The organism is Planococcus salinus (assembly GCF_003719725.1).
Classification (GTDB): domain Bacteria; phylum Bacillota; class Bacilli; order Bacillales_A; family Planococcaceae; genus Planococcus; species Planococcus salinus.
This window is the reverse complement of the sequence record NZ_RIAX01000006.1, coordinates 77,188-103,287: the sequence shown is the minus strand read 5'-3', so window position 1 is coordinate 103,287 and position 26,100 is coordinate 77,188. Positions and strand designations below refer to the sequence as shown.

28 protein-coding genes are annotated in these 26,100 nt (G+C 47.3%); 24 read left to right on the top strand and 4 right to left on the bottom strand.

All coding sequences use genetic code 11. The features are described from left to right. The first annotated feature begins 11 nt into the window (after positions 1-11). Together EEX84_RS09805 and EEX84_RS09800 are read left to right on the top strand one after the other, a co-directional pair. Positions 12-311: a hypothetical protein gene (locus tag EEX84_RS09805; RefSeq protein WP_123165461.1), complete on the top strand. Its 300-nt coding sequence runs from the start codon at positions 12-14 to the stop codon at positions 309-311. 160 nt (positions 312-471) lie between these two features. Next, on the top strand, positions 472-873 hold the full coding sequence (locus EEX84_RS09800; RefSeq protein WP_123165460.1) for a hypothetical protein: 402 nt from the start codon (positions 472-474) through the stop codon (positions 871-873). A gap of 233 nt (positions 874-1,106) precedes the next feature. Here EEX84_RS09800 and EEX84_RS09795 read toward each other — a convergent pair whose 3' ends face one another. Both EEX84_RS09795 and EEX84_RS09790 read right to left on the bottom strand, forming a co-directional pair. Next, on the bottom strand, positions 1,107-1,397 hold the full coding sequence (locus EEX84_RS09795; protein ID WP_123165459.1) for a type II toxin-antitoxin system RelE family toxin: 291 nt from the start codon (positions 1,395-1,397) through the stop codon (positions 1,107-1,109). Between the two features lie 3 nt (positions 1,398-1,400). Then, positions 1,401-1,721, bottom strand: a complete 321-nt coding sequence (locus tag EEX84_RS09790) for a hypothetical protein (protein WP_123165458.1) — start codon at positions 1,719-1,721, stop codon at positions 1,401-1,403. Positions 1,722-1,931: 210 nt separating this feature from the next. Between EEX84_RS09790 and uvrB the strand changes: the two genes are divergently transcribed. The 5 genes from uvrB to EEX84_RS09765 all read left to right on the top strand — a co-directional run bounded on the left by uvrB (position 1,932) and on the right by EEX84_RS09765 (position 9,946). Further along, the gene (gene uvrB, locus EEX84_RS09785) at positions 1,932-3,914 is read left to right on the top strand and encodes an excinuclease ABC subunit UvrB (protein WP_123165457.1); all 1,983 of its coding nucleotides are present in this window, start codon (positions 1,932-1,934) and stop codon (positions 3,912-3,914) included. Between the two features lie 6 nt (positions 3,915-3,920). Continuing rightward, complete coding sequence (gene uvrA, locus EEX84_RS09780; protein WP_123165456.1) at positions 3,921-6,803, top strand: excinuclease ABC subunit UvrA; 2,883 nt, start codon at positions 3,921-3,923, stop codon at positions 6,801-6,803. A gap of 76 nt (positions 6,804-6,879) precedes the next feature. Beyond that, positions 6,880-8,049, top strand: a complete 1,170-nt coding sequence (locus EEX84_RS09775; protein ID WP_123165455.1) for a DUF4097 family beta strand repeat-containing protein — start codon at positions 6,880-6,882, stop codon at positions 8,047-8,049. A gap of 131 nt (positions 8,050-8,180) precedes the next feature. Then, the gene (locus EEX84_RS09770; protein ID WP_123165454.1) at positions 8,181-8,693 is read left to right on the top strand and encodes a potassium channel family protein; all 513 of its coding nucleotides are present in this window, start codon (positions 8,181-8,183) and stop codon (positions 8,691-8,693) included. 11 nt (positions 8,694-8,704) lie between these two features. Then, positions 8,705-9,946: a M20/M25/M40 family metallo-hydrolase gene (locus EEX84_RS09765; RefSeq protein ID WP_192892946.1), complete on the top strand. Its 1,242-nt coding sequence runs from the start codon at positions 8,705-8,707 to the stop codon at positions 9,944-9,946. 51 nt (positions 9,947-9,997) lie between these two features. Here EEX84_RS09765 and EEX84_RS09760 read toward each other — a convergent pair whose 3' ends face one another. Beyond that, on the bottom strand, positions 9,998-10,420 hold the full coding sequence (locus tag EEX84_RS09760; protein ID WP_123165453.1) for a DUF1801 domain-containing protein: 423 nt from the start codon (positions 10,418-10,420) through the stop codon (positions 9,998-10,000). Positions 10,421-10,540: 120 nt separating this feature from the next. Continuing rightward, positions 10,541-11,089 (bottom strand): N-acetylmuramoyl-L-alanine amidase, encoded by a 549-nt coding sequence (locus EEX84_RS09755; RefSeq protein WP_123165452.1) that lies wholly within the window; start codon positions 11,087-11,089, stop codon positions 10,541-10,543. Between the two features lie 172 nt (positions 11,090-11,261). Between EEX84_RS09755 and hprK the strand changes: the two genes are divergently transcribed. From hprK to rapZ, 17 genes are all read left to right on the top strand, one after another. After that, positions 11,262-12,188: an HPr(Ser) kinase/phosphatase gene (hprK, locus tag EEX84_RS09750; RefSeq protein ID WP_123165451.1), complete on the top strand. Its 927-nt coding sequence runs from the start codon at positions 11,262-11,264 to the stop codon at positions 12,186-12,188. Between the two features lie 19 nt (positions 12,189-12,207). Beyond that, positions 12,208-13,020, top strand: a complete 813-nt coding sequence (gene lgt / locus EEX84_RS09745; protein ID WP_123165450.1) for a prolipoprotein diacylglyceryl transferase — start codon at positions 12,208-12,210, stop codon at positions 13,018-13,020. 14 nt (positions 13,021-13,034) lie between these two features. Then, complete coding sequence (locus tag EEX84_RS09740; RefSeq protein ID WP_123165449.1) at positions 13,035-13,970, top strand: nucleoside recognition domain-containing protein; 936 nt, start codon at positions 13,035-13,037, stop codon at positions 13,968-13,970. Next, the gene (ppaX, locus tag EEX84_RS09735; RefSeq protein WP_123165448.1) at positions 13,967-14,620 is read left to right on the top strand and encodes a pyrophosphatase PpaX; all 654 of its coding nucleotides are present in this window, start codon (positions 13,967-13,969) and stop codon (positions 14,618-14,620) included. The genes EEX84_RS09740 and ppaX overlap by 4 nt, the downstream gene beginning before the upstream one ends. Further along, positions 14,617-15,129 (top strand): acyltransferase, encoded by a 513-nt coding sequence (locus EEX84_RS09730; protein WP_123165447.1) that lies wholly within the window; start codon positions 14,617-14,619, stop codon positions 15,127-15,129. The genes ppaX and EEX84_RS09730 overlap by 4 nt, the downstream gene beginning before the upstream one ends. Positions 15,130-15,248: 119 nt before the next feature. After that, positions 15,249-16,412, top strand: coding sequence for an ATP phosphoribosyltransferase regulatory subunit (gene hisZ, locus EEX84_RS09725; RefSeq protein WP_240033955.1), 1,164 nt, complete (start codon positions 15,249-15,251; stop codon positions 16,410-16,412). Position 16,413: 1 nt separating this feature from the next. Continuing rightward, entirely contained in the window at positions 16,414-17,040 is a 627-nt protein-coding gene (gene hisG / locus EEX84_RS09720; protein ID WP_123165445.1) for an ATP phosphoribosyltransferase, read from the top strand. Continuing rightward, entirely contained in the window at positions 17,037-18,320 is a 1,284-nt protein-coding gene (gene hisD, locus EEX84_RS09715; RefSeq protein ID WP_123165444.1) for a histidinol dehydrogenase, read from the top strand. The genes hisG and hisD overlap by 4 nt, the downstream gene beginning before the upstream one ends. After that, complete coding sequence (gene hisB, locus EEX84_RS09710; RefSeq protein WP_123165443.1) at positions 18,317-18,904, top strand: imidazoleglycerol-phosphate dehydratase HisB; 588 nt, start codon at positions 18,317-18,319, stop codon at positions 18,902-18,904. Before hisD ends, hisB begins: the two co-directional genes overlap by 4 nt. Beyond that, positions 18,901-19,554 (top strand): imidazole glycerol phosphate synthase subunit HisH, encoded by a 654-nt coding sequence (gene hisH / locus EEX84_RS09705; RefSeq protein WP_123165442.1) that lies wholly within the window; start codon positions 18,901-18,903, stop codon positions 19,552-19,554. The genes hisB and hisH overlap by 4 nt, the downstream gene beginning before the upstream one ends. Beyond that, on the top strand, positions 19,523-20,251 hold the full coding sequence (gene hisA, locus EEX84_RS09700) for a 1-(5-phosphoribosyl)-5-[(5-phosphoribosylamino)methylideneamino]imidazole-4-carboxamide isomerase (RefSeq protein ID WP_123165441.1): 729 nt from the start codon (positions 19,523-19,525) through the stop codon (positions 20,249-20,251). The genes hisH and hisA overlap by 32 nt, the downstream gene beginning before the upstream one ends. After that, the gene (hisF, locus tag EEX84_RS09695; RefSeq protein WP_123165440.1) at positions 20,245-20,997 is read left to right on the top strand and encodes an imidazole glycerol phosphate synthase subunit HisF; all 753 of its coding nucleotides are present in this window, start codon (positions 20,245-20,247) and stop codon (positions 20,995-20,997) included. The genes hisA and hisF overlap by 7 nt, the downstream gene beginning before the upstream one ends. Beyond that, positions 20,994-21,620, top strand: coding sequence for a bifunctional phosphoribosyl-AMP cyclohydrolase/phosphoribosyl-ATP diphosphatase HisIE (gene hisIE, locus EEX84_RS09690; protein ID WP_123165439.1), 627 nt, complete (start codon positions 20,994-20,996; stop codon positions 21,618-21,620). The genes hisF and hisIE overlap by 4 nt, the downstream gene beginning before the upstream one ends. 80 nt (positions 21,621-21,700) lie before the next feature. Beyond that, positions 21,701-23,227: a tetratricopeptide repeat protein gene (locus EEX84_RS09685; RefSeq protein WP_123165438.1), complete on the top strand. Its 1,527-nt coding sequence runs from the start codon at positions 21,701-21,703 to the stop codon at positions 23,225-23,227. A 67-nt stretch (positions 23,228-23,294) separates the two neighbouring features. After that, complete coding sequence (gene trxB, locus EEX84_RS09680) at positions 23,295-24,248, top strand: thioredoxin-disulfide reductase (RefSeq protein ID WP_123165437.1); 954 nt, start codon at positions 23,295-23,297, stop codon at positions 24,246-24,248. A 488-nt stretch (positions 24,249-24,736) separates the two neighbouring features. Then, the gene (locus EEX84_RS09675; RefSeq protein WP_123165436.1) at positions 24,737-25,225 is read left to right on the top strand and encodes an NUDIX domain-containing protein; all 489 of its coding nucleotides are present in this window, start codon (positions 24,737-24,739) and stop codon (positions 25,223-25,225) included. Next, entirely contained in the window at positions 25,215-26,096 is an 882-nt protein-coding gene (rapZ, locus tag EEX84_RS09670; RefSeq protein WP_123165435.1) for an RNase adapter RapZ, read from the top strand. Before EEX84_RS09675 ends, rapZ begins: the two co-directional genes overlap by 11 nt. The last annotated feature ends 4 nt before the right edge of the window (positions 26,097-26,100 follow it).

Here is a 26,100-nt window from a genome sequence, read left to right as displayed (position 1 = left end):
GTAGTTGTTTTATGTATGAAGGCGATATGGGCCCGCTTTTATTAGGCGCAGGATCACTGATCATTGTGTATTTTACAATTGATCTCATAGTCTGGAGAACAGAACGAACAATAACATTTCACGCAGACATCCTGGCTCCGATTGCCGTGTTTACAATTGCCGTAATTGGGTCATTTGTAATCAGGGAAATTCAGGATTGGTCTCTTTTCCTGCCATTAATCATGCTGATAACAATTATTCCTACTTCTTTATTGTTAACATTAATTAAAACAGGCGTAGTATTGAATAATAAGAAGAGAAACAGCTCCTAATATAGAAGACAAAAAGAGTGTAAAGAAAATCTTGTTTCTTCAATATGACTCAATGTCATTACCCAACAAAAAGAAGGGGGCAAATGCTCTCATTTAATTTTCCGGTTACGTCGGAGTTCAATCATCCGATAAATACAGCAGGTTGTCAGGAGGGGTTTAGTTGCAACCATACACGTTTTTCTATGTTATGATAGCACTCATTTTTACCATCGTGATTTTCAACAAATACTTGCCTTGGTGGGGCAAGAGCTTGATACTGGCTTATTATGTGGGGGTTTCCTATTTCTTCATCACAGAAAAAAACAGAATCGATGGGGAGTATGAAGATGTTCTTCCCGTTCCGGAAGAGTATTGGGAGAAAAATACGGGGTGGGTTGTAACAATAAGTGATTTCTTGTTTTGGCCTTTGCTTGGGATCTTGCTTTTCATTTACATCCGCTGGTTCATCAGTGTTCAAACCAGGACGGCCAAGACATTCGTTTTGTTGAGCCTGATTCCCGCAGCTTTCCTCTTTCTCTTTTTTCTTTTCTTTTTTAACTTTGTATATGGGTACAGACCTTGATAATTAAGCTCATTGTTGATTTTCCGCTTAAGAGATATTTTGTTTCATACAGAAAAATGAAAAGAACACAAAGAAATTCAGAATGGCGGCTGCTTTGTTCAAAGCAGCCGCCATTCTTTTTGAAATATTAAAAACAAAGATAGGTTTAAGTAAGCGAAATTTCTAACAGCTAAATATAATGCCAGTGCGCAGAGCTTGCTTCAAAGTAAAAGAGAACATATCCTGATTTCCATTTAGCTTAATCTGTCTTCAGCCGTCTTATAAATCTTTTCTTTATCCCGTTTTCCAATGGCAACAATTTGAATCACTTGAATAGAGCCCTGAACTTCTCTGAAAATAATGCGCAATCCCATTTTCCTGTTTTTCAACTTATTGCATTGTGCCAAATTACCATGCAGAGGTTGGCCGGCTTTCATGCCTCTTAACTTGATCCGGTCAAGAGCTTTATTGACAAATATCTTTTGGCTTCCATCAAGATTATCGTAGTCTTCCTTTGAATACTGTGTCCATTCAATTTGATGCAACGGTTATTCCCACCCGTCTTCTTCGTCGATGACAGGTGGTTCGTCCGCGATGATTCCTCGCACTTCCCGGTCCGAAAAAACTGTGACGTTGTCGGCCGCTAAACGCTTTTCGGCCATCAAGTCAGCCAGTTGCCCGTAAAGGTCATCAATTTCTCGATTCAAGGACTCGTATTGCTCTTGCGTCAGCATAACGCCTGCGACTTTTTCACGGTTGAATACATAAACGCCAGCAGCTTCCTTGTCCGCTTTTTGAAAAACTTCCATAGGTGAGCGCTTCACTTCTGAGACAGAAGTTGTAGGAACGTCCAATATTTTCATTGCCATGTTTCATTCACTCCTTTTGTTAATCTCATTATATAATTTTTAAAAGACTTTTAAAAGTCTTTAGTGTTGGCGAAAAAGAAGAAGCTATTGTCTTCAGCAGGAAGTGCGCACTTGCTTAATATACACAAAAAACATACGTTCGCTTTTTGTTAGGGGATTTTTCGGGCATATGATAAAATAGAGGTATTGAAAAACGGGAGGACAACCAATATGAAACAGGAATTCAATCTTCAGGCGCCTTATGAGCCGGCCGGCGATCAGCCTCAGGCAATCTCGCAGCTGACAGAAGGCATCATCAACGGCAAACGTTTCCAGACGTTGCTTGGAGCAACAGGGACAGGGAAGACATATACGATGTCGAATGTCATCCAGCAAGTGAAAAAGCCGACGCTCGTCATGGCGCACAACAAGACATTGGCAGGGCAGTTATACAGCGAGTTCAAGGAATTTTTCCCTGATAACGCGGTCGAATACTTTGTCAGCTACTACGATTACTATCAGCCCGAAGCCTACGTGCCCCAATCGGATACGTACATTGAAAAAGACGCCAGCATCAATGATGAAATCGATAAACTGCGGCATTCCGCCACAAGTTCGCTGTTCGAACGGGACGATGTCATTGTCATCGCTTCTGTGTCGTGCATCTACGGTCTCGGTTCTCCGAAAGAATACCGGGAACTTGTTGTGTCGCTGCGAAAAGGAATGGAAATCGAACGCAATCAATTACTCAGAAAACTGGTCGACGTTCAATATGAACGTAACGACATCAATTTCATCCGCGGAACATTCCGTGTACGCGGGGATGTCGTGGAAATTTTCCCGGCCTCACGCGACGAGAAATGTCTGCGGGTCGAGTTTTTCGGGGATGAAATCGACCGGATCCGCGAAGTGGACGCGCTGACCGGCGAAATTATGGGTGAACGGGAACATGTCGCTATTTTCCCGGCTTCCCACTTTGTTACGCGTGAAGAAAAAATGGTCAAAGCGATTGAGAATATTGAAGCGGAACTGGAACAGCGGTTGAAGGAAATGCGTGCTGAGGATAAGTTGCTTGAAGCTCAGCGTCTGGAACAGCGGACGCGCTACGACCTGGAAATGATGCGGGAAATGGGCTTTTGTTCAGGAATTGAAAACTATTCGCGTCATCTGACACTGCGTCCAGCTGGTGCTCAGCCTTATACACTCATTGATTACTTCCCCGATGATTTTTTGTTGGTGGTGGATGAAAGCCACGTGACATTGCCGCAGGTACGCGGAATGTTCAACGGGGACCAGGCGCGTAAAAAAGTGCTGGTCGATCATGGTTTCCGTCTGCCGTCGGCGATGGATAACCGGCCACTGACATTTGAAGAGTTCGAAAACCACATTAATCAGGCCGTGTTCGTCTCTGCAACTCCAGGTCCATATGAACTTGAACATACACCGGAAATGGTTGAACAGATTATCCGTCCGACAGGTCTGCTCGATCCGGTCATCGAAGTTCGGCCGATCGAAGGGCAAATTGATGATTTGATGGATGAAATCCGACAGCGCACCGAACGCGATGAACGGGTACTGGTGACGACATTGACGAAGAAGATGTCGGAAGATTTGACGGCTTACCTAAAAGAAGCGGGCATCAAAGTCAATTATCTGCATTCGGAAATCAAAACGCTTGAACGGATTGAAATCATCCGGGAACTCCGGATGGGTGTTTACGATGTACTGGTCGGCATTAACCTGCTGAGAGAAGGTCTCGACATTCCTGAAGTGTCGCTCGTCGCCATTCTTGATGCGGATAAGGAAGGTTTCCTTCGTTCTGAGCGATCACTCATCCAGACGATGGGCCGGGCAGCGCGGAACGCCAATGGCCAAGTCGTTATGTATGCGGATAAGATGACCGATTCCATGCAAAAAGCGATTGATGAAACAACGCGCCGCCGTACGATTCAGGAAGAATATAACCGAAAGCATGGCATCACGCCGGTTACCATACAAAAGAAAATCCGCGATGTCATCCGTGCCACAGTGGCGGCGGAAGAAGCGGAAGAGTACGTCTCCAAAGCTGCGGCCGGAAAAAAACTCAACAAAGAAGACCGCATGAAGCTCATTACATTAATGGAGAAAGAAATGAAGGAAGCGGCAAAAGCACTCGATTTCGAACGGGCTGCGGAGCTGCGTGATACGGTTCTCGAATTGAAAGCGGAAGGATGAGATGAAGTGAAGAATCAGGAAATACGAATACAAGGCGCGCGGGCACACAATTTAAAAAACCTCGATGTCGTCATTCCGCGGGATCAGCTCGTCGTCATGACGGGGTTATCGGGCTCAGGAAAATCATCACTGGCATTCGATACGATTTATGCCGAAGGACAGCGCCGCTATATGGAATCGTTGTCGTCTTATGCCCGTCAGTTCCTTGGGCAAATGGATAAACCGGATGTCGATTTGATTGAAGGGTTGTCGCCGGCAATTTCCATCGACCAAAAAACAACGAGCAAAAACCCCCGGTCGACGGTTGCCACGGTAACGGAAATTTACGATTATATGCGTTTGATGTATGCGCGCATCGGAAAGCCGATTTGCCCGAATCACGGCATTGAAATTGCTTCACAGACCATCGAGCAGATGGTGGATCGCTTGCTTGTCTACCCTGAAAGAACAAGAATGCAGATTTTGGCTCCAATCGTTTCCGGCAGAAAAGGGACACACGCTAAAATGCTGGATGAGATCAAAAAGCAGGGGTACGTAAGGGTGCGTGTCAATGGAGAAATCTACGATTTGGATGATGACATCACGCTTGATAAAAATAAAAAACATTCGATTGAAGTGGTCATCGACCGGATCGTCATGAAAGAAGGAATTGCTCCGCGTCTCAGTGATTCACTTGAATCCGCGTTGAATCTCGGAGAAGGGCGTGTGCTTGTCGATGTTATGGAGCAGGAAGAGTTATTGTTCAGTGAGCACCATGCCTGTCCAATCTGTGGGTTTTCCATCGGTGAATTGGAACCCCGCATGTTTTCCTTTAACTCGCCATTCGGTGCCTGCCCGGATTGTGACGGCCTGGGGATGAAGCAGGAAGTGGACCCTGAACTCGTCATTCCGGATGCGACGCTATCACTGAAGGAAGGTGCAGTTGCTCCGTGGCGGCCCACAAGCTCGCAGTACTATCCGCAGCTTCTCGAAGCGGTGTGCAGGCATTACCAAATTGATATGGACATTCCGGTCAGTGAACTGCCGGAAGATCACCTTGATGTCATCATGAATGGATCAGGAACCGAAAAGATTCGTTTCCGTTATGAAAATGATTACGGTCAGCTTCGGGACAATCACATTTATTTTGAAGGGGTTTTGTCGAATGTCGACCGCCGGTTCCGTGACACGACGTCCGAATACATCCGTGAACAAATGGAAAAATATATGGGCGAACAGCCATGTCCGACATGCAAAGGATATCGGCTGAAACCGGAAACGCTCGCTGTCAAAGTAAATGGAGAGCATATCGGCAGTATTTCCGAATTTTCCATTTTTGAAGCGGTCGAGTTTTTTAACAATTTAACGCTGTCGGAAAAGGACGAACAGATTGCCCGTTTGATTTTACGGGAAATCCACGAGCGTTTGGGCTTTCTGATCAATGTTGGTTTGGATTACCTGACATTGAACCGCGCAGCCGGAACCTTGTCCGGGGGAGAAGCGCAGCGTATCCGCCTGGCTACACAAATCGGTTCCCGGCTGACGGGTGTGCTGTATATTTTGGACGAACCGTCCATCGGCCTGCACCAGCGGGACAATGACCGGCTCATTAATACATTGAAAGGTATGCGTGACATCGGCAATACGCTGATTGTGGTTGAACACGATGAAGATACCATGCTGGCAGCAGATTACCTGATTGATGTGGGGCCGGGAGCAGGAGTCCACGGCGGGGAAATCATTGCTGCAGGCCCGCCGGAAAAAGTGATGAAAAGCCGCAAGTCATTAACCGGTCAATATTTGAGCGGTAAAAAGTTTATTCCTTTGCCGGCCGAACGCCGGAAATCGGATGGCCGCAAAATCTCGATCAAAGGAGCAAATGAAAACAACTTGAAAAAAGTGGATGTCGATATTCCGCTTGGATTGTTCAATGCAGTAACAGGTGTATCGGGATCCGGAAAAAGTACGCTGATCAATGAGATCCTCTACAAGACACTGGCGCATAAATTGAACAGAGCCAAAGTAAAGCCTGGTCAGCATACATCGGTGGAAGGAGTCGAAGAACTGGAAAAAGTCATCGACATCGATCAGTCACCGATCGGCCGGACACCGCGTTCCAATCCGGCGACATACACGGGCGTCTTTGATGACATCCGTGATGTCTATGCAACGACAAACGAAGCGAAAGTGCGCGGTTATAAAAAAGGTCGCTTTAGCTTCAATGTCAAGGGCGGACGCTGTGAAGCGTGCCGTGGAGATGGTATTATAAAAATAGAAATGCATTTCCTGCCGGACGTGTATGTGCCTTGCGAAGTATGTCATGGCAAACGTTATAACCGGGAAACACTGGAAGTGAAGTATAAAAATAAAAACATTGCGGATGTCCTTGCGATGACAGTGGAAGACGCGTATGCATTTTTTGAAAACGTTCCAAAGATCAATCGCAAATTGAAGACCATCGTAGACGTTGGCCTGGGGTATATTACGCTTGGCCAACCAGCGACGACTTTGTCGGGCGGTGAAGCGCAGCGTGTCAAACTGGCTTCCGAGCTTCACAAACGCTCAAACGGCAAATCCTTCTATATATTGGATGAACCGACAACAGGACTTCATGCGGATGATATCTCACGTCTGCTGCGTGTATTGCAGCGGCTGGTGGACAACGGCGATACGGTGTTGACCATCGAGCACAACCTCGATGTCATTAAAACAGCGGATCATATCATCGATCTGGGTCCCGAAGGCGGGGACAAAGGCGGCACCATTATCGCCACGGGAACACCGGAAGACATTGCTGCGGTAGATGCGTCTTATACGGGCAACTACTTGAAACCGATTCTGGAGCGCGATCGCAGTCGAATGGAAGCGCTGGTCAACAAAGCATCCCGCAAGAAAAAAACGGCTAAGTGAAACTTTTTCTGACAGAAAACGTATCAAGTAGAAGAACATACCGTCCTGATAAGGGACGAAGAGGAGGCCGCTATACATGCAAAGCGAAAGAGAACGGATATTGGATATGCTGGAAAAAGGAACAATCTCGGCTCGTGAAGCTGTTGAATTGCTGAGAGCAATCGATGGAGGGGAATCTTCACAGGAACCGCCATATGGCCGCAATGAATACAGAGGAAGACGCGGCAAACGTGGATTGTTCAGACCGGAAGATGTCGTCAAGAAATTCTCCAAAGATTTTTCCCGTGATTTCTCAAAGGATTTCTCGAAAAACCTTTCCAAAGACTTTAACCAACTCAGCGATCGCATGATGAACTTTATGCAAAGTTCTGTTGGCAAGTTGAAGACAATGGAATTTGAATCGCCATTTGGCGAAGCTTTTCAGTTCCACCATACATTCACAGAAGATAACAATGAGATCCAGGATATCGTCGTGGATATCGCCAATGGACAATTGGAAATTTTCCCTTCTCAGGACGGTAATATCCGGGCGGAATGCAATGTCAAAGCTTACCGTGCAGAATCGGAAGAACAGGCGAAATTCGAATTCCTTGATAAATTCGTCTTTATCGCAGATGGCCGGAAATTGCGTGTCATCAGCGATTTGAAGACCACTCAAGTCAATGTGGTGTTGTATGTTCCTGAAAAAGACTATGAACAAATTACGACACGCTTATTCAATGGCGGATTTATCTTGAAACGGTTAAATGTGGCGCGCATCAAAGCCAAAACAGCAAACGGCAAAATCGATGTGAAAAACGTTGATTTTGACGATGCTGAGCTGGAAACAGCGAATGGAGCCATCCAGGTCATGGAAGCTGCCGGCAAAGTGCTGGAAACTGAAACGTTGAATGGCCGTATTTATGTGGACGGCGACATTCAGACGATCGAAGCGAAGTCACTGAACGGCAATGTGGTCGTTACGTCAAGATGCACAGAAGGCCGAAAGGTGGAAGCGAAAACTTTGGCGGGCAATGTGGAACTTTACATTCCTTCCCATCTGCCGTTAAAAGGCGAAGTTTCCTCGAATCTTGGCAAAATGGATGTGTTGTTGACTGATATTGACAGCACCCATGAACAAGGGCAGTTTATGCAAAAGTCGATCCGTTTCTCCAAAGAAGGAAAAGTGCCGGCTGCTGCGCCTTTACTGGTTTATGGTGAAACCAAAACAGGTTCTGTCCTGGTCCGTTACTTGACAGTGGAATAATGCAAGAGGAAGCCGGCACAATGTTGTGCCGGCTTTTTTGACTTGAAGTACAAAATACACGTGACTGGTATTTTGAGGCGCTTTATCATACGATTTATGCAGGGCAACGGTTTGAGAGAGCGGGGTGGAACATGGTATCTGCAGTATTGATTGGATTAACCACTATCTTCATGCTGGGACATCTCTATAACTTTTTTGCGAAAAAACAACAAAAAAAGAGTTATTTCCAGTCGTCCTTATTCACAAAACTGTTTTTTTCCATGGTCGCTCTCACATTTGGCTTTGCTTTGATTTATTTTCTCTTATCGATGGATGAACCTGTACTGAGAATCAACGATGAAACAGGGGAAGCAGCTGGTCAAAATTTTCTTGAATATCTTTATTTCAGCGGTGTCACCATGCTGTCAGTAGGATACGGGGATTTAGTGCCGGTAGGAGCGGCACGCTTTTTCTCCCTGATTCAAGCTGCCCTGGGACTCTTATTGCCATCCGCTTATTTCGTCAAAGCTTTCAACGAGAGAGATGACAAGGAGAAAGAAGGACAAGGAAACCGCAGTGATAAAAAGAGCGAAGAAGAGGAAGAGGAAGAGGAAGAGGAAACCCGGAAGAAGGACCGGACTGCCCAACAGACGGACAAAAACTAAGGAGGATGAATATGACGCCTGATACGAACGAAAATAAAGTGAAACAAGGGTTCAGTGATTTAATGAAGCAAGAATCTGTGACGAAAGCATTGGGGTTTATTGAAAAAGATCATGAACGCACTGTGAAAGAACAAATTGCGTTAACTGAAATTCCGGCACCTCCGTTTAAAGAGCAGAAACGCGCGGAAGATTATATGCGCCGACTGCGGGAATTAGGGCTTGAAGATGTACAGATGGATGATGAAGGCAATGTTTTCGGCGTGCGGCGGGGCAAAGGGCAAGGTCCGAAAATTTTCGTGTCGGCTCATTTGGATACCGTTTTTCCAGAAGGGACTGACACAACGGTCCGTGAAGACAAAGACATTCTGTATGCACCTGGAATCGGTGATGATACCCGCGGATTGGCGGAATTATTGGCAGTGGTCCGGGCGTTCAACGAAGCAGATATTCCAAATAGCGGAGACATCATTTTCGGTGGCACCGTCGGAGAAGAAGGGGCAGGAGACCTGCGGGGGGTAAAGGCGTTTTTTAACGAGCATGATGACATAGACGCTTTTATTTCAATGGATGGCCCTGGATTCGATCATATTACGTATTTGGCGACAGGGAGTTTCCGGTACACCATTACATACAACGGCCCTGGCGGCCACAGTTTCGGTGATTTTGGAACACCAAGCGCGACGCATGCACTCGGCAGAGCCATTGCGGACATTGCCGACCTGCAAACAGCCAAAGATCCGAAAACCACTTTCTCGGTAGGGGAAGTGACAGGCGGGACATCGGTCAATGCCATCGCTCAAGAAGCAAGCATGACGGTCGATTTGCGTTCGAACGATGCTGAAGCCTTGTCTGAATTGGAAAGCCGCTTCCTGGAGATTGTCCGCAAAGCGGCAGATGATGAAAACAAAAGGTGGGAAGATGACCGCCTGGTGGTGGAAATTGAACGCTTCGGGAATCGGGCTCCAGCCAGCCAGTCTCCGGATGCTCCTATTGTCCAGATAGCGGCTGCCGCAGTGGAAGCAATCGGTGGGAAGCCGAAACTGGGCGATCCGAGCAGCACAGATTCCAATTACCCAATGAGTCTGGGGATTCCTTCTGTCACAATCGGGCTGGGAGGCGAGTTCGGCGGAGCACACACGCTGGAAGAGTGGCATCATCCAAAAGATGGCCATTTGGCGATCCAAAAAAGTTTTATGACCATTCTGGGCTTATCCGGCATGGAAAATGTCAGCGGCAACCTGCTGAAAAAATAATGAAGAAAGGCCGAAAAGCGGATTGCGCTTTTCGGCCTTCGAATTTACGGCTTATGGCTGTGGATAACGATCCTGCAAAAACGTGATGGACTGTCGGATCAGTTCTTTTAATACTTCCACGTCGATGTCTTCCACTTTGTTGATATAAACACAAGCTTTGCCTGTGGTGTGTTTGCCGAATTTCGCAAGCAGGTTTTCACGGTCTGCATCGCCTGTCGCGAAATACAGGCTGATTTTCGCTTTGCGTGGAGAAAAACCGACGAGCGGTGCGTCCCCTTCATGGCCTGACTCATAGACGTAATGATAAGAACCAAAGCCGATGATGCTTCCGCCCCACATTTTTGGTGGATAGCCGCTTGCTTCTTCAAAGATTGTCAGGAGTCTGTAAGCATCCTGCCGTTTTTTCGGATGATCGACGCTTTCGAGAAACTCGGTTACATCCGCATCGTTTTCCTTGGTTTTTTGTTCGTACATACTGATTCCTCCTTTTAGGGGTTCAATCTGTGCCGGAATTTTGTAACTTCAGTATAGCAGAACCTTTAAGAAATCAGGGAGAATAAAAACCGCTGCAGTGGATTTCACTGCAGCGGTCTTTTATGTGTATGGGTCATAACAGTTGACGCCAAAAGCGATGGCTTTGGCGCACCTTTTTTGATAAGCCGCGGACTTCAACAGCTCTGATTCCTGCCGGTGGGTCATAAAACCGCATTCGACAAGGACAGCCGGCATAACCGTATCACGGAGTACAGCGAAGTTGGCTTGTTTTACACCACGGTCTTGCCGGCCGGTTGCCAGCAGCAGCGAGGAGTGGATGAAACCTGCCACCTTTTTTGTCGCTGCTTGCGGCTTCGTATAAGTAAAGGTTTCAATGCCATTGACTGAGTTGAAGGAAGTGCCGTAAGCATTGGCGTGGATCGACACAAACAGATCGGCTTTCAGGCGGTTTGCCAATCGGGTTCTTTCATGCAATGGAACATCCATTCTTGCCTGGTGGCTGAAGATGACCGTATGGCCGCTGAAAGCCAGTTGTTTTTTCACTTCTTCAGCGACACGTGAAGTGAAGTGGAATTCCTTCAACTTGCCGTCCGGTGATCGTTTGCCGGCTGTTTCCGGACCGTGCCCGGCATCAATTACAATTTTCAATGGGAAAATCCCTCCTTTATTGTCCATATAGTAAGAAGTGGACCGAAAGGCGACATGAAAACCTTCAAATTCCGATTTTCCATGTTAAAATAGGAGCAAACCGTTTCACGGACTAAAAAGAACTTTGGGAAAATTCGGGTATTCCTGCAGAGGGAAGAAATGAGGCGAGAAAATGGGACAAGTTACGACAAAACAAGTGATGGAAATGTTCGATCTAAAATTAATCAGCGGCCAGGAAGGAATTGGCCGTCATATTCCAACCAGTGATATCTCAAGACCGGGTCTTGAAATGGCGGGTTATTTCACACACTATCCGGCAAACCGCGTGCAGCTATTGGGCAAGACCGAGTTATCTTTTTTTGCCATGCTGAAGGCAGGGGAACGAAGAGACCGGATGATGAAATTATGCACGGACGATACGCCGGCAATCATCGTTTCACACGATGTGGAAGTGCCCGTCGAATTGATTGAGGCATCAAGTGAAAATCATGTGCCTGTCTTGAGCACGAAGATGACAACCACACGTTTCTCCAGTTTGTTGACCAATTATTTGGAAAGCAAGCTTGCGCCGACGACGGCTGTTCATGGTGTGCTGGTTGATATTTATGGCGTTGGTGTGCTGATTACTGGGAAAAGCGGCGTCGGGAAAAGTGAGACTGCGCTGGAACTGGTGAAAAAAGGCCATCGACTGGTGGCGGATGATTGCGTGGAAATCCATCAGGAAGGCGAGAATACGCTTGTTGGACATCCGCCGAAACTGATCGAACACTTGCTGGAGATCCGGGGAGTCGGCATTATCGATATCATGACTTTGTTCGGGGCAAGTGCTGTCCGTACATTCAAAAGGATTTCACTGGTCATCGATCTGGAGCTATGGGATGCAGATAAGACGTATGACCGTTTAGGTTTGGAAGAAGAGAAAATGAGAATTATCGACACAGACTTGACGAAATTGACCATTCCGGTGCGGCCTGGTCGAAACTTATCGGTTATCATTGAAGTGGCTGCGATGAATTACCGCTTAAAGCGGATGGGTGTCAATGCGGCTGAAGAGTTTTCAAAACGGCTCGATGACGTCATCGCTCAAGATGTAAATTAAGGAATGGAAGGTGCAGTACATGTATTCAGTAGTAGCTTCAATTGATCCGGTTGCGTTCCAGCTCGGGCCGATTTCCGTTCGCTGGTATGGCGTGATCATTGCGATGGGAATCGTTATCGCTTTTTTGGTCGGCCAACGGGAAATGGTGAAACGGGGTCTTCATCCGGATTTTTTAACAGATCTTCTTATCTGGGCCGTTCCATTATCGATCGTCGGTGCCAGGATTTATTACGTTATTTTTCAATGGGATCATTACCAGGACAATCCCGGGCAGATCATTCAGATATGGAATGGCGGCATTGCCATCCATGGTGCATTGATTGCCGCGGTGATTGTCGCTTATATTTTCACCAAAAGAAGGAACACGCCTTTCTTGAAAATTGCTGATATATTGGCTCCGAGTATTCTCATTGGCCAGGCAGTCGGGCGATGGGGGAATTTCATCAATCAGGAAGCTCATGGCGGTGAAGTATCGCGCGCATTTCTTGAAAACCTATTCATTCCGGAGTGGATCATCAATCAAATGTACATAGACGGGAGCTATTATCATCCCACGTTCTTATATGAGTCGCTATGGAGCCTTGTCGGAATCATCATTCTGCTCCTTCTTCGGCGCGTCAACCTGGTTCGTGGGGAAATGTTCTTTTTCTATATGATCTGGTATTCAATCGGCCGCTTTTTTATAGAGGGAATGCGGACGGACAGTTTATACGTAATTGGTGAACTTCGTGCGGCACAATTGGTTTCCGTGCTGGCGATTATCGTGGGGGTCGGATTGATCATTTATCGGCGTGTTTCGTTGAAGAATCCTCCACATTATAAAGATAAATAGAAAGAAGAGATTAAATGTCGACTTTAAAAAACGGCTTGAAAGCCGGCCTTCATACAACTTGGAGCTTAGGAAAAATCATTTTTCCGATCACATTGATTGTGACAATGCTCCAATATACACCGGTGCTGCCGTTTATCATCAAATTGGTAGCGCCGTTTATGGGGATTTTCGGACTTAGTGGAGATGCCGCAATTCCACTTGTACTTGGAAATGCCTTGAATTTATATGCGGCGATCGGCGGTATTCTGTCGTTGGAATTGACAGTCAAAGAAGTGTTCATCCTGGCAGTTATGCTGTCATTTTCCCACAATATTTTCATCGAAACAGGTGTGGCATTAAAAGTGGGCGTCAAACTGTGGGTGGTGCTGGTCGTCCGTTTCGGTTTGGCGGCTTTGTCGGCGATCATCATCAATCTGGTTTGGAAAGGCGGGGGAGAAATCGCCCAGTACGGTTTTGCGCCTGAAGCCGCTGCCGTTCCCGAAAGTTGGCTCGGTATCTTTTTGATCGGGATGGAAAAAGCTTCTTTCGGTATCCTGCAATTGGCCATGATTGTCATCCCGTTGATGTTGATGATTCAAATATTAAAAGACAAACAGTATTTGCAACGCATTTCAGACACATTGGGGCCATTGACACGTTTGCTTGGCGTTCAAAAAAACGCTTCTGTAACGCTCGCATCCGGACTCATCTTCGGCTTGGCAATGGGGGCAGGTGTCATGATCCAGGCAGTTCAGGAAGACGGCGTCAGCAAAAAAGACGCTACGCTGGTGTTTATTTTCCTGGTTGCCTGCCACGCCATCGTGGAAGATACACTGATATTTATCCCGCTCGGCATCCCGGTGTGGCCTTTGTTGATCATCAGAGTCGTGACCGCACTGGTGCTGACGGTCTTCGTGTCCTATCTCTGGCGTAAAGCGGAAGAAAATCGGAAGGAAGTGGTATCAACATGAATCAGGAAATCAATGCATTGTTATTCGATTTTGATGGGACGCTGCTCGATACGAACGAGTTGATCATCCAGACATTCCTTGCAGTGCTGGATGAACATTTCCCGGGACAATACGGCCGTGAAGAAGTGCTGCATTTCATCGGCCCTTCTCTGGAACAGACATTCCTGTCAATCGCTCCTGAACGTGCCGATGAACTGATAGAACAATACCGTTCATATAATAAAACCATGCACGATGAATTGGTGGAGGAATATGACGGCGTGACGGAAACTTTGCGCTTATTGAAAGCCCGAGGCCTGAAAATGGCGATTGTATCCACCAAAAGGAGAGCCACCATCATGCACGGATTGGAGCTGATGGGGGTTTCTGAGGTCTTTGATGTGATTGTCAGTCTTGATGAAGTGACAAATCCGAAACCTGATCCTGAACCTGTACTGCTTGCACTCGAGCAATTAGGGGCTCTAAAAGAAGAAGCACTGATGATTGGCGACAACTCCCATGACATTGAAGGCGGTCATAATGCAGGCATCCGCTCAGCAGGAGTTGCGTGGGCGGCAAAAGGGGAAGAATACCTGATGCAGTTCAATCCGGATTTTATGCTTCGGCATATCAGTGATTTGCTTGAACTGACGAAAGAAGGCATCAAATGAGAAAGACGGAGCGACATTTTGTCACTGGTGCAAATTCGCTTTGGCATATTTACAAGACCGTGCCGTTCTGGAAAGTGGTCAAAAATTTTGCTGTTATTCAGACGGCGCGTTATACACCATTTCTTCCGATGAAGAACTGGCTTTACCGAACTTTTCTTGGCATGAAAATTGGAGAACATTCGGCGTTTGCTTTGATGGTCATGCCGGATGTCATGTTTCCTGAAAAAATCTCAGTCGGAACCAATTCCGTAATCGGTTATAACACGACCATTCTTGCTCATGAATACTTGATTGATGAATACCGGCTGGGGAACGTCATCATTGGGAACGGTGTCATGATCGGAGCCAATTCGACCATTTTACCGGGAGTGACCATTGGTGACGGCGCCATCGTCTCTGCTGCCACACTTGTCCATAAAGATGTACCGCCTGGCGCTTTTGTAGGCGGCAATCCGATGGCATTGATTTATACAGCCGAACAAATGAAAGAACGGCAACTGGAATCCTGAAAGCATGCGTGCTTTCGGGATTTTTTCATACATATCCTTGACGCACCAGTCAATTATACGATAAAATTAAATTACTTCACCACATTAGCGAGATAAAGTAAAATAACCAGAAATAGGAAGTGTTAAAATTGACGATAGAGATGTTCGAGAAACCGTTGGGAATGCGGGATGATTTTCCTGCTGTAGCCAAAAAAAAGGCCGAACTCAAAGAAAAAGGTATTTCATTGATGGAACAGACGGGATACGAACTGCTTCAGACGCCGACCCTTGAATATTATGAAACCATCGGCAAGATCTCAGCGATTCCGGACAGCGCATTGTTCAAACTTCTGGACAGCCAGGGGGAAACGCTGGTGTTGCGTCCAGACATGACTTCGCCTATTGCGCGAGTAGCTGCGTCCAAGTTATTGAAAGAGAAAATGCCGGTAAGACTCGGTTACTATTCCAATGTATTCCGGGCTCAGAAACGGGAAGGTGGCCGCCCGGCAGAATTTGAACAGATGGGTGTCGAATTGATCGGTGACGATTCACTCTATGCCGATGCTGAAGTTATTTTACTGGCTTCTTCCATCCTGAAAAAGCTGGGTATTGAATCGGGGCGTATGGTAATTGGCCATGCCCGTTTGCTGCAACTGGTATTGAAAGACTTTGGTTTGGACGCTCACCAGATTGATAAAGTCCGTTCTGAGTTGGTGTCAAAAAACAGCGTAGGATTTGAGCGGCTGGCCGACACGTTGCCGATTAAAGAAGCAGATCTGGATTCTTTCAAAGCATTGACTACCTCCACGAGGCTGGAAGATTGGCAGCAATGGATTAATCCGGTGAACGAAGAACAAAAAAACTTGTATAATGAGATGCAGCAACTGGAAAAAATCATAAACAGAAGTGGTCTTGGCGAAGCGGTCATTTTTGACCTTTCCTTCAGCAGCCATATGACGTATTACACCGGCTTGGTTTTTGAGGTCTACGGATCCGGCAGTGGTTTTCCGCTTGGCAACGGGGGGCGCTATGATGGATTGATGCAACAATTCGGCCTCCAAATCGGAGCGACAGGATTTGGTTTGCGCGTCGACCGCCTCTTGGAAGTGATGGAAAAAGAACAGCTGCAAGAATCGCATACATTAATATTGTTTGGAAAAGAAAATGAGCAACAGGCATACGATAAAGCACTGGAGCTGCGTTCGGAAAATGAGCGCGTAACGCTCCAATACGCGCCGGCAGTCCATGCCATCGATGAATTCTGTGCCTTGTTCACGACTGTTATACGAATGGAAGGTGCATGAAATGGATGAATTGACGATTGCAATGCCGAAAGGGCGTATTTTTGAAGAAGCTTACGAATTGCTTGTGAAAGCCGGCTACGATCTGCCGAAAGAATTGGATGATTCCCGGAAGCTGATTGTGGAAGCACCCAATGAGAAATTTCGTTTTATCCTGGCAAAACCGATGGATGTGCCGGTTTATGTGGAACATGGTGTGGCGGACGTTGGAATTGCGGGGAAAGATGTCATGCTGGAGCACGAACGATCGGTCCATGAACTGCTTGACCTTGGCATCAGCCGCTGCTACATCGCGACAGCCGGTCTCCCAAATACTGCGATGAACGAAATGACGCCGCGCATCGCCACAAAGTATCCGAAAGTGGCTTCTCATTTCTATCGCAGCAAAGGGGAACAGGTGGAAATCATTGAATTGAACGGATCGATTGAACTGGCCCCGATGATCGGCCTGGCAGACCGCATTGTGGATATCGTATCAACAGGGAAAACCTTAAAAGAAAATGGCCTTGTGGAATATGAACAAATTGTGGGGATTACATCCCGTCTGATAGCCAATCCGGTCAGTTACCGTTTAAAACAGGAGCGCATCAGTGAATTGGTGGAAAAGTTAAGAAAGCAGGTAACGCTATGAAAATCACTCGCTTAGCAGAGGGAATTTCCATTCGAAGAACTGTGGCGGAAGGAACCGGTGAACAGCTTAAAGCTGTCCAGGAAATCATTCGGAAAGTTCGGCAGCAGGGCGACGAAGCGTTGTTTCAGTACACCGCAAAATGGGATGGGGCCGAATTGAAGGACCTGCGCGTCTCGCAACAGGAAATCGCTGACGCTGTTGCCAACTTTGATCCGCAGCTGCTGGAAGATTTGAAAGAAGCGGCCGAAAATATCCGTGGTTATCATGAAAGCCAGAAGCAGCAAGGTTATAAATTGGAGCATTCAAACGGCTCCTATGTTGCTCAACGTGTATCGGCCATCGAATCGGCAGGATTGTATGTGCCCGGTGGAACGGCGGCTTACCCTTCTTCCGTCCTGATGAACGTCATTCCTGCGCAGGTGGCAGGAGTACAGCGGATCGTTCTGGTGTCACCGCCTCAAAAAGACGGGCGGTTATCAGACGGCGTGCTGGCCGCTGCTCATATTCTTGGAATTCAGGAAGTTTATAAAGTAGGGGGTGCGCAAGCGATCGCGGCACTTGCCTACGGAACGGAATCGATTGCCCCGGTCGACAAGATCACCGGTCCTGGAAATGTTTTTGTGGCATTGGCCAAAAGGGAAGTCAATGGGGATGTGGCGATCGACATGATAGCGGGGCCGAGCGAAATCGCTGTGTTGGCGGATGACACAGCCTATGCTGACGAAGTGGCAGCTGATTTATTGTCACAGGCTGAGCATGATCCAATGGCCAGCGCGGTATTATTGACGGTCAGTGAAAAACTGGCGCGGGAGACAGCGGAAGAGGTCGAACGGCAGCTGGAAACCTTGCCGAGACACTCCATTGCCCGAGCGGCAATTGCCGATCATGGAGTGATTTATCTGGGGGAAACAGTTGATGAGCTGGTCAAATCAGCCAATCAATTGGCTCCTGAACATTTGGAAATCATGATGGAGGATGCGGAAGCTGTTGCTGAGAAAGTCGTACATGCCGGGGCTATTTTTATCGGCCGTTATTCTTCAGAGCCAGTCGGCGATTATTTCGCCGGAACGAATCATGTGCTGCCGACCAACAGCACGGCACGCTTTTCCAGCGCTTTATCGGTATACGATTTCATCAAACGAACCAGCGTCATTCATTACAGTGAACAGGCATGGAGTGAAAACGAAGCGAAAATTGCACGTCTGGCGCGGCTGGAAGGGCTGGAAGGCCACGCCCGCGCCGTTGAATCCCGTTCATGGAAAAAGGAGAATCAGCGATGAGAAAAGCACAATTGGAACGCAATACGAACGAAACAAAAGTGGCAGTCGAATTTTCTTTGGATGGGGAAGGCAACTCTTCCATTACTACCGGTGTCCCGTTCATGGACCATATGCTTGATTTGTTCATCAAGCATGGTTTGTTCGATGGGAAAATTACGGCAGATGGCGATACTCATATTGATGATCACCACACAACCGAAGATATCGGCATTGTCCTTGGACAAGCAGTCAAGGAAGCGCTTGGAGATAAAAAAGGAATCCGCCGCTATGGCAACGCCTTCGTGCCGATGGACGATGCGCTTGCCCAAGTGGTCATCGATTGCTCAAACCGGCCGCATCTGGAATTCAGAGGCGATATTCCAAACGCCAAAGTCGGCACTTTCGATACAGAGCTGGTGACAGAATTTTTATGGAAATTCGCTTTGGAATCCCGTATGAATGTCCATGTCATTATTCACTACGGACACAATACCCATCACATCATCGAAGCGGTCTTTAAGGCGCTGGCCCGTTCGCTGGACGAAGCGACCGGCATCGATCCGAGAGTGAAAGGCGTTCCGTCGACAAAGGGGCTGTTGACATGATCATTGGAATTATCGATTATGGCATGGGGAATCTGTTCAGTGTTGAACAGGCGCTGAAGAAAATGGATTGCACGGTAGTCATGTCGGATGATCCCGCGATTCTTGAAGAAGCGGAAGCCATCCTGCTGCCGGGAGTCGGTGCATTTCCGGATGCCATGGAGCTGCTGAATCGTAAAGGGCTGTCTTCTTTTATCCAGTCCCTGCCTTCAAAAGGGATCCCACTTCTTGGTATTTGCCTTGGCATGCAGCTGCTGTATGAAGACAGCTCGGAAGGAAAATCCACAAAAGGGTTGGGGCTGCTGCAAGGGCAGATCCGCCGTTTTGAAAAAGGGGCCCACCGCATTCCCCATATGGGTTGGAACCGCCTGCATTTTTCACGGCTGCCTTATTGGCTTGACTCCCTGAAAAGCGATACCCATGTCTATTTTGTCCATTCTTTTTTAGCGGTGAATACAGAGCAGGAAGAAGTGCTGGCAACCGCTGAATACGGCGGCATCGAAGTTCCTGGCGTAGTCGGGAAGGGACTCATCACCGGGATGCAGTTCCACCCGGAAAAATCAGGGGATTTCGGTCATTATTTATTGGAGCAATGGATTGCAAACGTCAGGAGGAACCAACATGAGCAGCTTTCAAATTTATCCCGCGATTGATCTAAGAGGCGGAAAATGTGTCCGCCTTTTTCAAGGGGATTATGCACAGGAAACAATTTACGGAGACTCTCCGGTGGATATGGCGAAAAAGTTTGCGGACGCAGGTGCCGCATGGATTCACATGGTCGACCTGGACGGCGCCAAAGACGGTGCGAAGATCAACGACAAAGTGGTGATTGAAGCGGCCAAGCTGCCGGTCAATGTCCAGGTTGGCGGCGGCATCCGGACGCGTGAAGACATCGAACATTATTTGTCCAACGGTGTCAGCCGTGTCATCATCGGCAGCCTGGCGATCCGCGAACCGGAAACAGTCGTGTCATTCATCGAAGAATTTGGAGCGGAACAAATTGTCATCGGCATCGATGCGAAAGACGGGATGGCGGCGACAGAAGGATGGACCATCACATCCGGCCAATCAGCGGCTGATGTGGCCAGCTTCTTTGTATCGAAAGGAGCCAAGCACTTCATTTACACGGACATCGCAACAGATGGCACGTTGTCCGGCCCGAACATTGATGCCAATAAAGCATTGGTCGATTCAAAACAGGCGGAAATTATTGTGTCAGGCGGTATTGGCTCGCTGGATGATGTCAAAAATGTCAAACAGGCCAGTGAAGACAGCAATATTGCCGGCGTCATTATCGGTAAGGCCCTTTATGAAGAGCGCTTTACGCTTGAGGAGGCGCTGTCATGCTGACAAAGCGAATCATTCCCTGCCTTGATGTCAAAGAAGGACGCGTCGTCAAAGGCGTCAGTTTCGTATCACTCCGGGACGCCGGAGATCCGGTGGAACTTGCCCGTTTTTATGACGAGCAGGGCGCTGACGAATTGGTGTTTCTGGATATTTCGGCTTCCCATGAAGGCAAAGAAACGATGGTCGAAGTGGTGAAAATCGTAGCCACTGAATTGTCGATTCCATTCACTGTGGGCGGCGGCATCCGGACGCTGGAAGACATGAAGCGCATGCTGCGTGCAGGAGCCGACAAAGTTTCTTTGAACACGTCGGCACTTGACCGGCCGGAACTCATCAAAGAAGGAGCTGATTATTTCGGTTCCCAGTGCATCGTTGTGGCAATTGATGCCAAACGAAACAACGGTGGATGGAGTGTCTATACACACGGCGGCCGCAACAAAACCGAATGGGACGCTGTGGAATGGGCGAAAAAAAGTGTCGAACTCGGAGCAGGAGAGTTATTATTAACCAGTATGGACAAAGATGGCTCGAAAGACGGCTTCGATCTGGAATTGACCAAAGCGGTGAGAGATGCGGTGGAAGTGCCTGTTATTGCCAGTGGCGGAGCCGGCAGCCGTGAACATTTTGAAGATGTCTTCAAAAAAGTGGATGCCGATGCAGCGTTGGCGGCATCGATTTTCCATTACAAAGAAACCAGTGTGGCAGAAGTGAAAGAGTATTTACGGAAAGAGGGAGTGAATGTCCGATGAACAAAGTAACGTACGACGAAAACGGGCTGATTCCCGTCGTCATCCAGGACGCCGGCACAAAAGAAGTGCTGACACTGGCATACGCCAATGAAGAAGCGGTAACAAAAACGATTGAAACAAACGAGACATGGCTGTATTCCAGAAGCCGCCAGGAACTGTGGAACAAAGGCGCGACAAGCGGCAATACACAGCAGGTGACGGCTGTCCGTCTGGATTGTGACGGAGACGCCTTGATCTATGAAGTGATTCCAAACGGTCCGGCCTGTCATACCGGAGAAAACAGCTGTTTCCATCAGACGCTGTCCGGCACACCTGCTGAGTCCAAATCAGATATGCTGGGTCAACTGGCTGAATTGATCGGCAAACGGGAAGAGGAAATGCCGGAAGGCGCGTATACGACGTATTTGTTTACTGAAGGAGTCGATAAGATCTGCAAAAAAGTCGGTGAAGAATCTGCAGAAGTGATCATCGCTGCGAAAAATCGTGATACCAAAGAGCTGGCAATGGAAACAGCGGATTTGTTCTATCACGTGCTTGTGCTGCTGCAGGAACAAAAAACGCCGCTTAATGATGTCATCGATGTATTAAAAGAACGGCACTCGACAAAAACTACAAGTAAATAACAAGGAAATATGCTATAATTACAGCACATTTTAAGTATGGGACGATGAGTATCGTTCCTTTTACTTTTCGGAGGCATATTTTGGAGAATAAAAAACAGAACAATCATGAGAATGTGCTGTCGTTCATTCCGACGGGAGAATATTATTACAAGAAAGCGCTGGCAGCACTGCAGCGCGATCAATACCAAAAGGCCCATAAATATATGCAGCGCGCTACAGAGCTGAGCCCGAACGATCCTCACATTTTGCTGCAGTACGGTGTTGTACTGATTGAAATGCAGGAGTTCGAACAAGCGATGGACATTTTATGGCGGTCCCATAAGTTGGATCCCCATAAAACGGATACCTTGTTTTTTCTGGCTGAAGTGCATGCGCATATGGGCCTGTTTTGGGATGCCCGGAAATATGCAAAAAAATATGTTGAAGCGGATGTTCATGGCACCTATGCGGCGGAAGCCCTTGAAATCATCGACTTTGCCGAACAGGAAGACTGGCAGTTGTTTGATGACGAAGGGGAAGCGCAGGACAGCGAATCTTTTTATCAACAGGAAAGGGCACGCCGGCTGATGGAAAAAGGTGAGTTTCCGGAAGCGATTGAAATGCTCGAGAAACTGATTGATGAAAAGCCGGATTTCTGGGGAGCTTACAACAATCTGGCTTTGGCTTACTTCTATGTAGGCGAAACCGAAATGGCGAAAGCGCTGCTCCATGAAGTACTCAGAAAGAACAGAGGCAATCTGCACGCTTTATGCAACTTGGCTGTTTTCCATTACTATGAGAAAAATGATGAATTGGAAGATGTGCTGGAGCTGCTGAAGAAAATACAGCCATACGTATTTGAGCACCGTTACAAGCTGGGCGCCACATTCGCCTTGGTGGGTAAATACAAAGAAGCGTATCGTTGGCTGAAGAGCCTTCAAAAAAGAGGATTTGATGGGGATCCGGCATTTTACTTCTGGCTTTCCCACGCGGCTTACCATTCAGGACACGAAGAAGCAGCCAAGCAGGCGTGGAAGCAATTGACCAAAATGGATCCGGATAAAGCCGGCTATGAACCTTGGGCGGAAACTGAGTCGATGCCTCATGCGGATGCCCTCGAGCATGACCGTGACTATTTAATCGGGAAATTGGATCATCCGCTGAAAAGCGAGCGCTTATTCGGGTTGTTCCTGCTTGGAAAATCCTCCCATAAGCAGGAAATTGTCTCTCATCCAAATTGGCTGAAGACTGACCATATTTCCGTCCTGGAAACGTACATGCTGGGGTATGCCCTTGGTCATAAATTTAAAAAGTCGATTCCGGAAGAACATGCATTCATGCGTGCGATGGAAGTGACGGAAATCTTGTACGCCGAAAAAGGAATGGTGACCAAGCCGGGTTCTTATGCGTTTCAAATGTGGTTTATGTTGTTTGAAAAAGCATTTGAGCAAAGCTATCCTTTTAAAAACCCCAAAGCGTTGGCGGCAGCAGCAGACTATCTGTTTCGCTCTTCGCAGGATTCAACAGTGACGAAAAAGGCGGTAGCTGACCATTTTGGCGTTTCGCCTGTTACCTTGACGAAGTATGTCAACGAACTTATTCGGTATTTGCCGCTTTATGAGTCTTAAGCAAATAAGTTGCTGCATTCCGGTGAATCTTATACGATTTATGTATTGAGAGCGAGGAGGACGTACTATGACTGAAAACACGACGATCTATGACGTAATAATTATTGGGGCAGGTCCCGCAGGAATGACTGCCGCGGTCTATACATCCCGGGCAAACCTATCCACTTTAATGCTGGAGCGCGGGATTCCAGGAGGCCAGATGGCCAATACGGAAGAAATCGAAAACTATCCAGGATTCGATCATATTCTTGGACCGGACCTCTCCACAAAAATGTTCGACCATGCGAAAAAATTCGGCGCGGAATACGCGTATGGCGACGTCAAAGAAATTATCGACGGAGAAGAATACAAAACGATTAAAGCGGGATCAAAAGAATACAAAGCCCGTGCCATCATCATCACTACAGGAGCCGAATACAAAAAGATGGGTATTCCCGGCGAATCTGAGCTGGGCGGCCGTGGAGTCAGTTATTGTGCAGTTTGTGACGGTGCATTCTTTAAGCAAAAAGAGCTGGTCGTTGTCGGAGGCGGAGATTCAGCCGTTGAAGAAGGCGTATATTTGACGCGTTTTGCAGACAAAGTGACGATCGTTCACCGCCGCGATGAACTTCGTGCACAAAAAATCCTTCAGGACCGTGCTTTTGCCAATGATAAGATTGATTTTATCTGGAGCCATACAGTGAAAGAAATTCACGAAGAAAATGGCAAAGTGGGCAGCGTGACGCTGGTCTCCGCTAAAGATGGTGAAGAAAGAGAATTCAAGGCTGACGGCGTTTTTATCTATATCGGCATGCTGCCACTGACAAAACCGTTCGCCGATCTGGGCATCTTGAATGATGAAGGTTATATTGTGACGAATGAAAAAATGGAAACAGCAGTTCCAGGTATATATGCAGCGGGAGATGTTCGTGAGAAAAAACTGCGTCAAGTGGTCACAGCAACTGGTGACGGCAGCCTTGCGGCAGACACAGCGCAGCATTATATTGAAGAACTGGCAGAAAAGTTAAGCATCAAAGCATAACTTAATGCTTTCTTAACGAGTCTGTAACACTCCTGTCATGATAAAGAGGTATAGTAGGAATAGTAAATTGACCCCCTTTTTATAGAGAAACTTTGACAGGCCGTTCGCCGGGACATCCCGGTGAGCGGCCTATTTTTTTGATGGCTGCGAGCTGAACAGGCGCTTTGCTTTTCTTTTTGTCCAGCTCCAACGCCTAGCCCCTCGAGGTCGCTTCAGTCTTGCCCGCGATGGCAAAGAGCGCCATCACAGGCAAGCCCTCCAGCGCTTGTCGGGGCTAAACAAGCGCTTCCGCTTTTCTTTTTGTCTAGCTCCAACGGCCAGGTTCTCGGGTCATAAGTCAACCCAGCTGTGTGGCAAAGAACGCCACTTCGCTGGTCTGTCTTATGCCTGTCAAACCTGAGCGGCCGTTTCCGCTTTTCTTTTTTTGCATGACACACCTGGATAGATGTATAATGGAATAAGTTTATAATAGATGCGGAGTGTCGAAAGTGCAGCGAATCGCAAATTTGTTAGTTGTTCAAAACAACCAAGTATTGTTATTGAAAAAGCCCCGCCGCGGCTGGTATGTGGCACCCGGCGGTAAAATGGAGCCTGGAGAATCCATTTATGAAGCAGCCATCCGTGAATTTAAGGAAGAAACAAATGCCAGCCCGATTGGCACCCATTTAAAAGGTATCTATACAATGATGATCCAGGAAGAGAAAGAAATTGTGGATGAATGGATGCTTTTTACTTTTGTGGCCAAGGGATTGAGCGGCACGCCTTTTACAGAAACAAGAGAAGGTGTATTGGAATGGCATCCGGTTGAAAGTCTGGCTTTCCTGCCGATGGCAGAAGGGGACCGCACCAACCTCCAATTTGCAGTCAGCCAGACAGGAATGCAATACGGAACCTTCCATTATACGCAAGACTTCCAATTGATCAGCGAAACCATTCAAACTTCTGTGGAAGAGGAAGGTCTCATTAATGAACAATAAAACCGATCAAACCGAATTGATTATTATCACCGGCATGTCGGGGGCCGGTAAGACAGTAGCTATCCAAAGCTTTGAAGATTTAGGGTTTTTTACCATAGACAACCTGCCCCCTGAATTATTGCTCACGTTTATCAAATTAATGCGCGATTCAGGAAAATCGATGAAGCGGGTGGCAGCAGTCATGGATCTGCGAGGTGGCGATTTTTTTGACAGCCTGGTAGATGCAATAGATGAATTATCGAAAGAACCCCATGTTTCCATCACCATCCTGTTCCTTGATGCAGACAACCAGTCACTGGTCAGCCGCTACAAAGAATCCAGGCGTTCACATCCTTTGTCACCTGGAGGATTAGTGCTCGGAGGCATTAAGAAAGAGCGGGATATGCTGGTGGATCTGCAGGGAAGAGCGCAATATATCTACAACACTTCCAACATGACACCACGCCAGCTGAAAGAGAAAATCGCAACCGATTTTTCGACCAACACCAGCAATGTGTTTACAGTGAACGTGGTTTCATTTGGCTTTAAGCACAGCATGCCGATTGATGCAGACATCGTGTTTGATGTACGCTTTTTGCCGAACCCCTATTATATAGAAGAACTGAAACCCATGTCGGGACTGGATCAACCGGTATCAGATTATGTCCTGCAGTGGAATGAAACACAAACATTGATTGAGAAATTGACAGATCTTTTTGAGTTCATTATTCCCCAGTACAAAAACGAAGGAAAAGCACAGCTGGTCATCGCCTTTGGTTGTACCGGTGGTCAGCATCGTTCTGTCACGCTGGCTGAATATTACGGCAAGCTCCTGGCAAAGGATAACAAAACAATCATTACACACCGGGACGTTAAAACAAGAAAGGGCTGAGTGA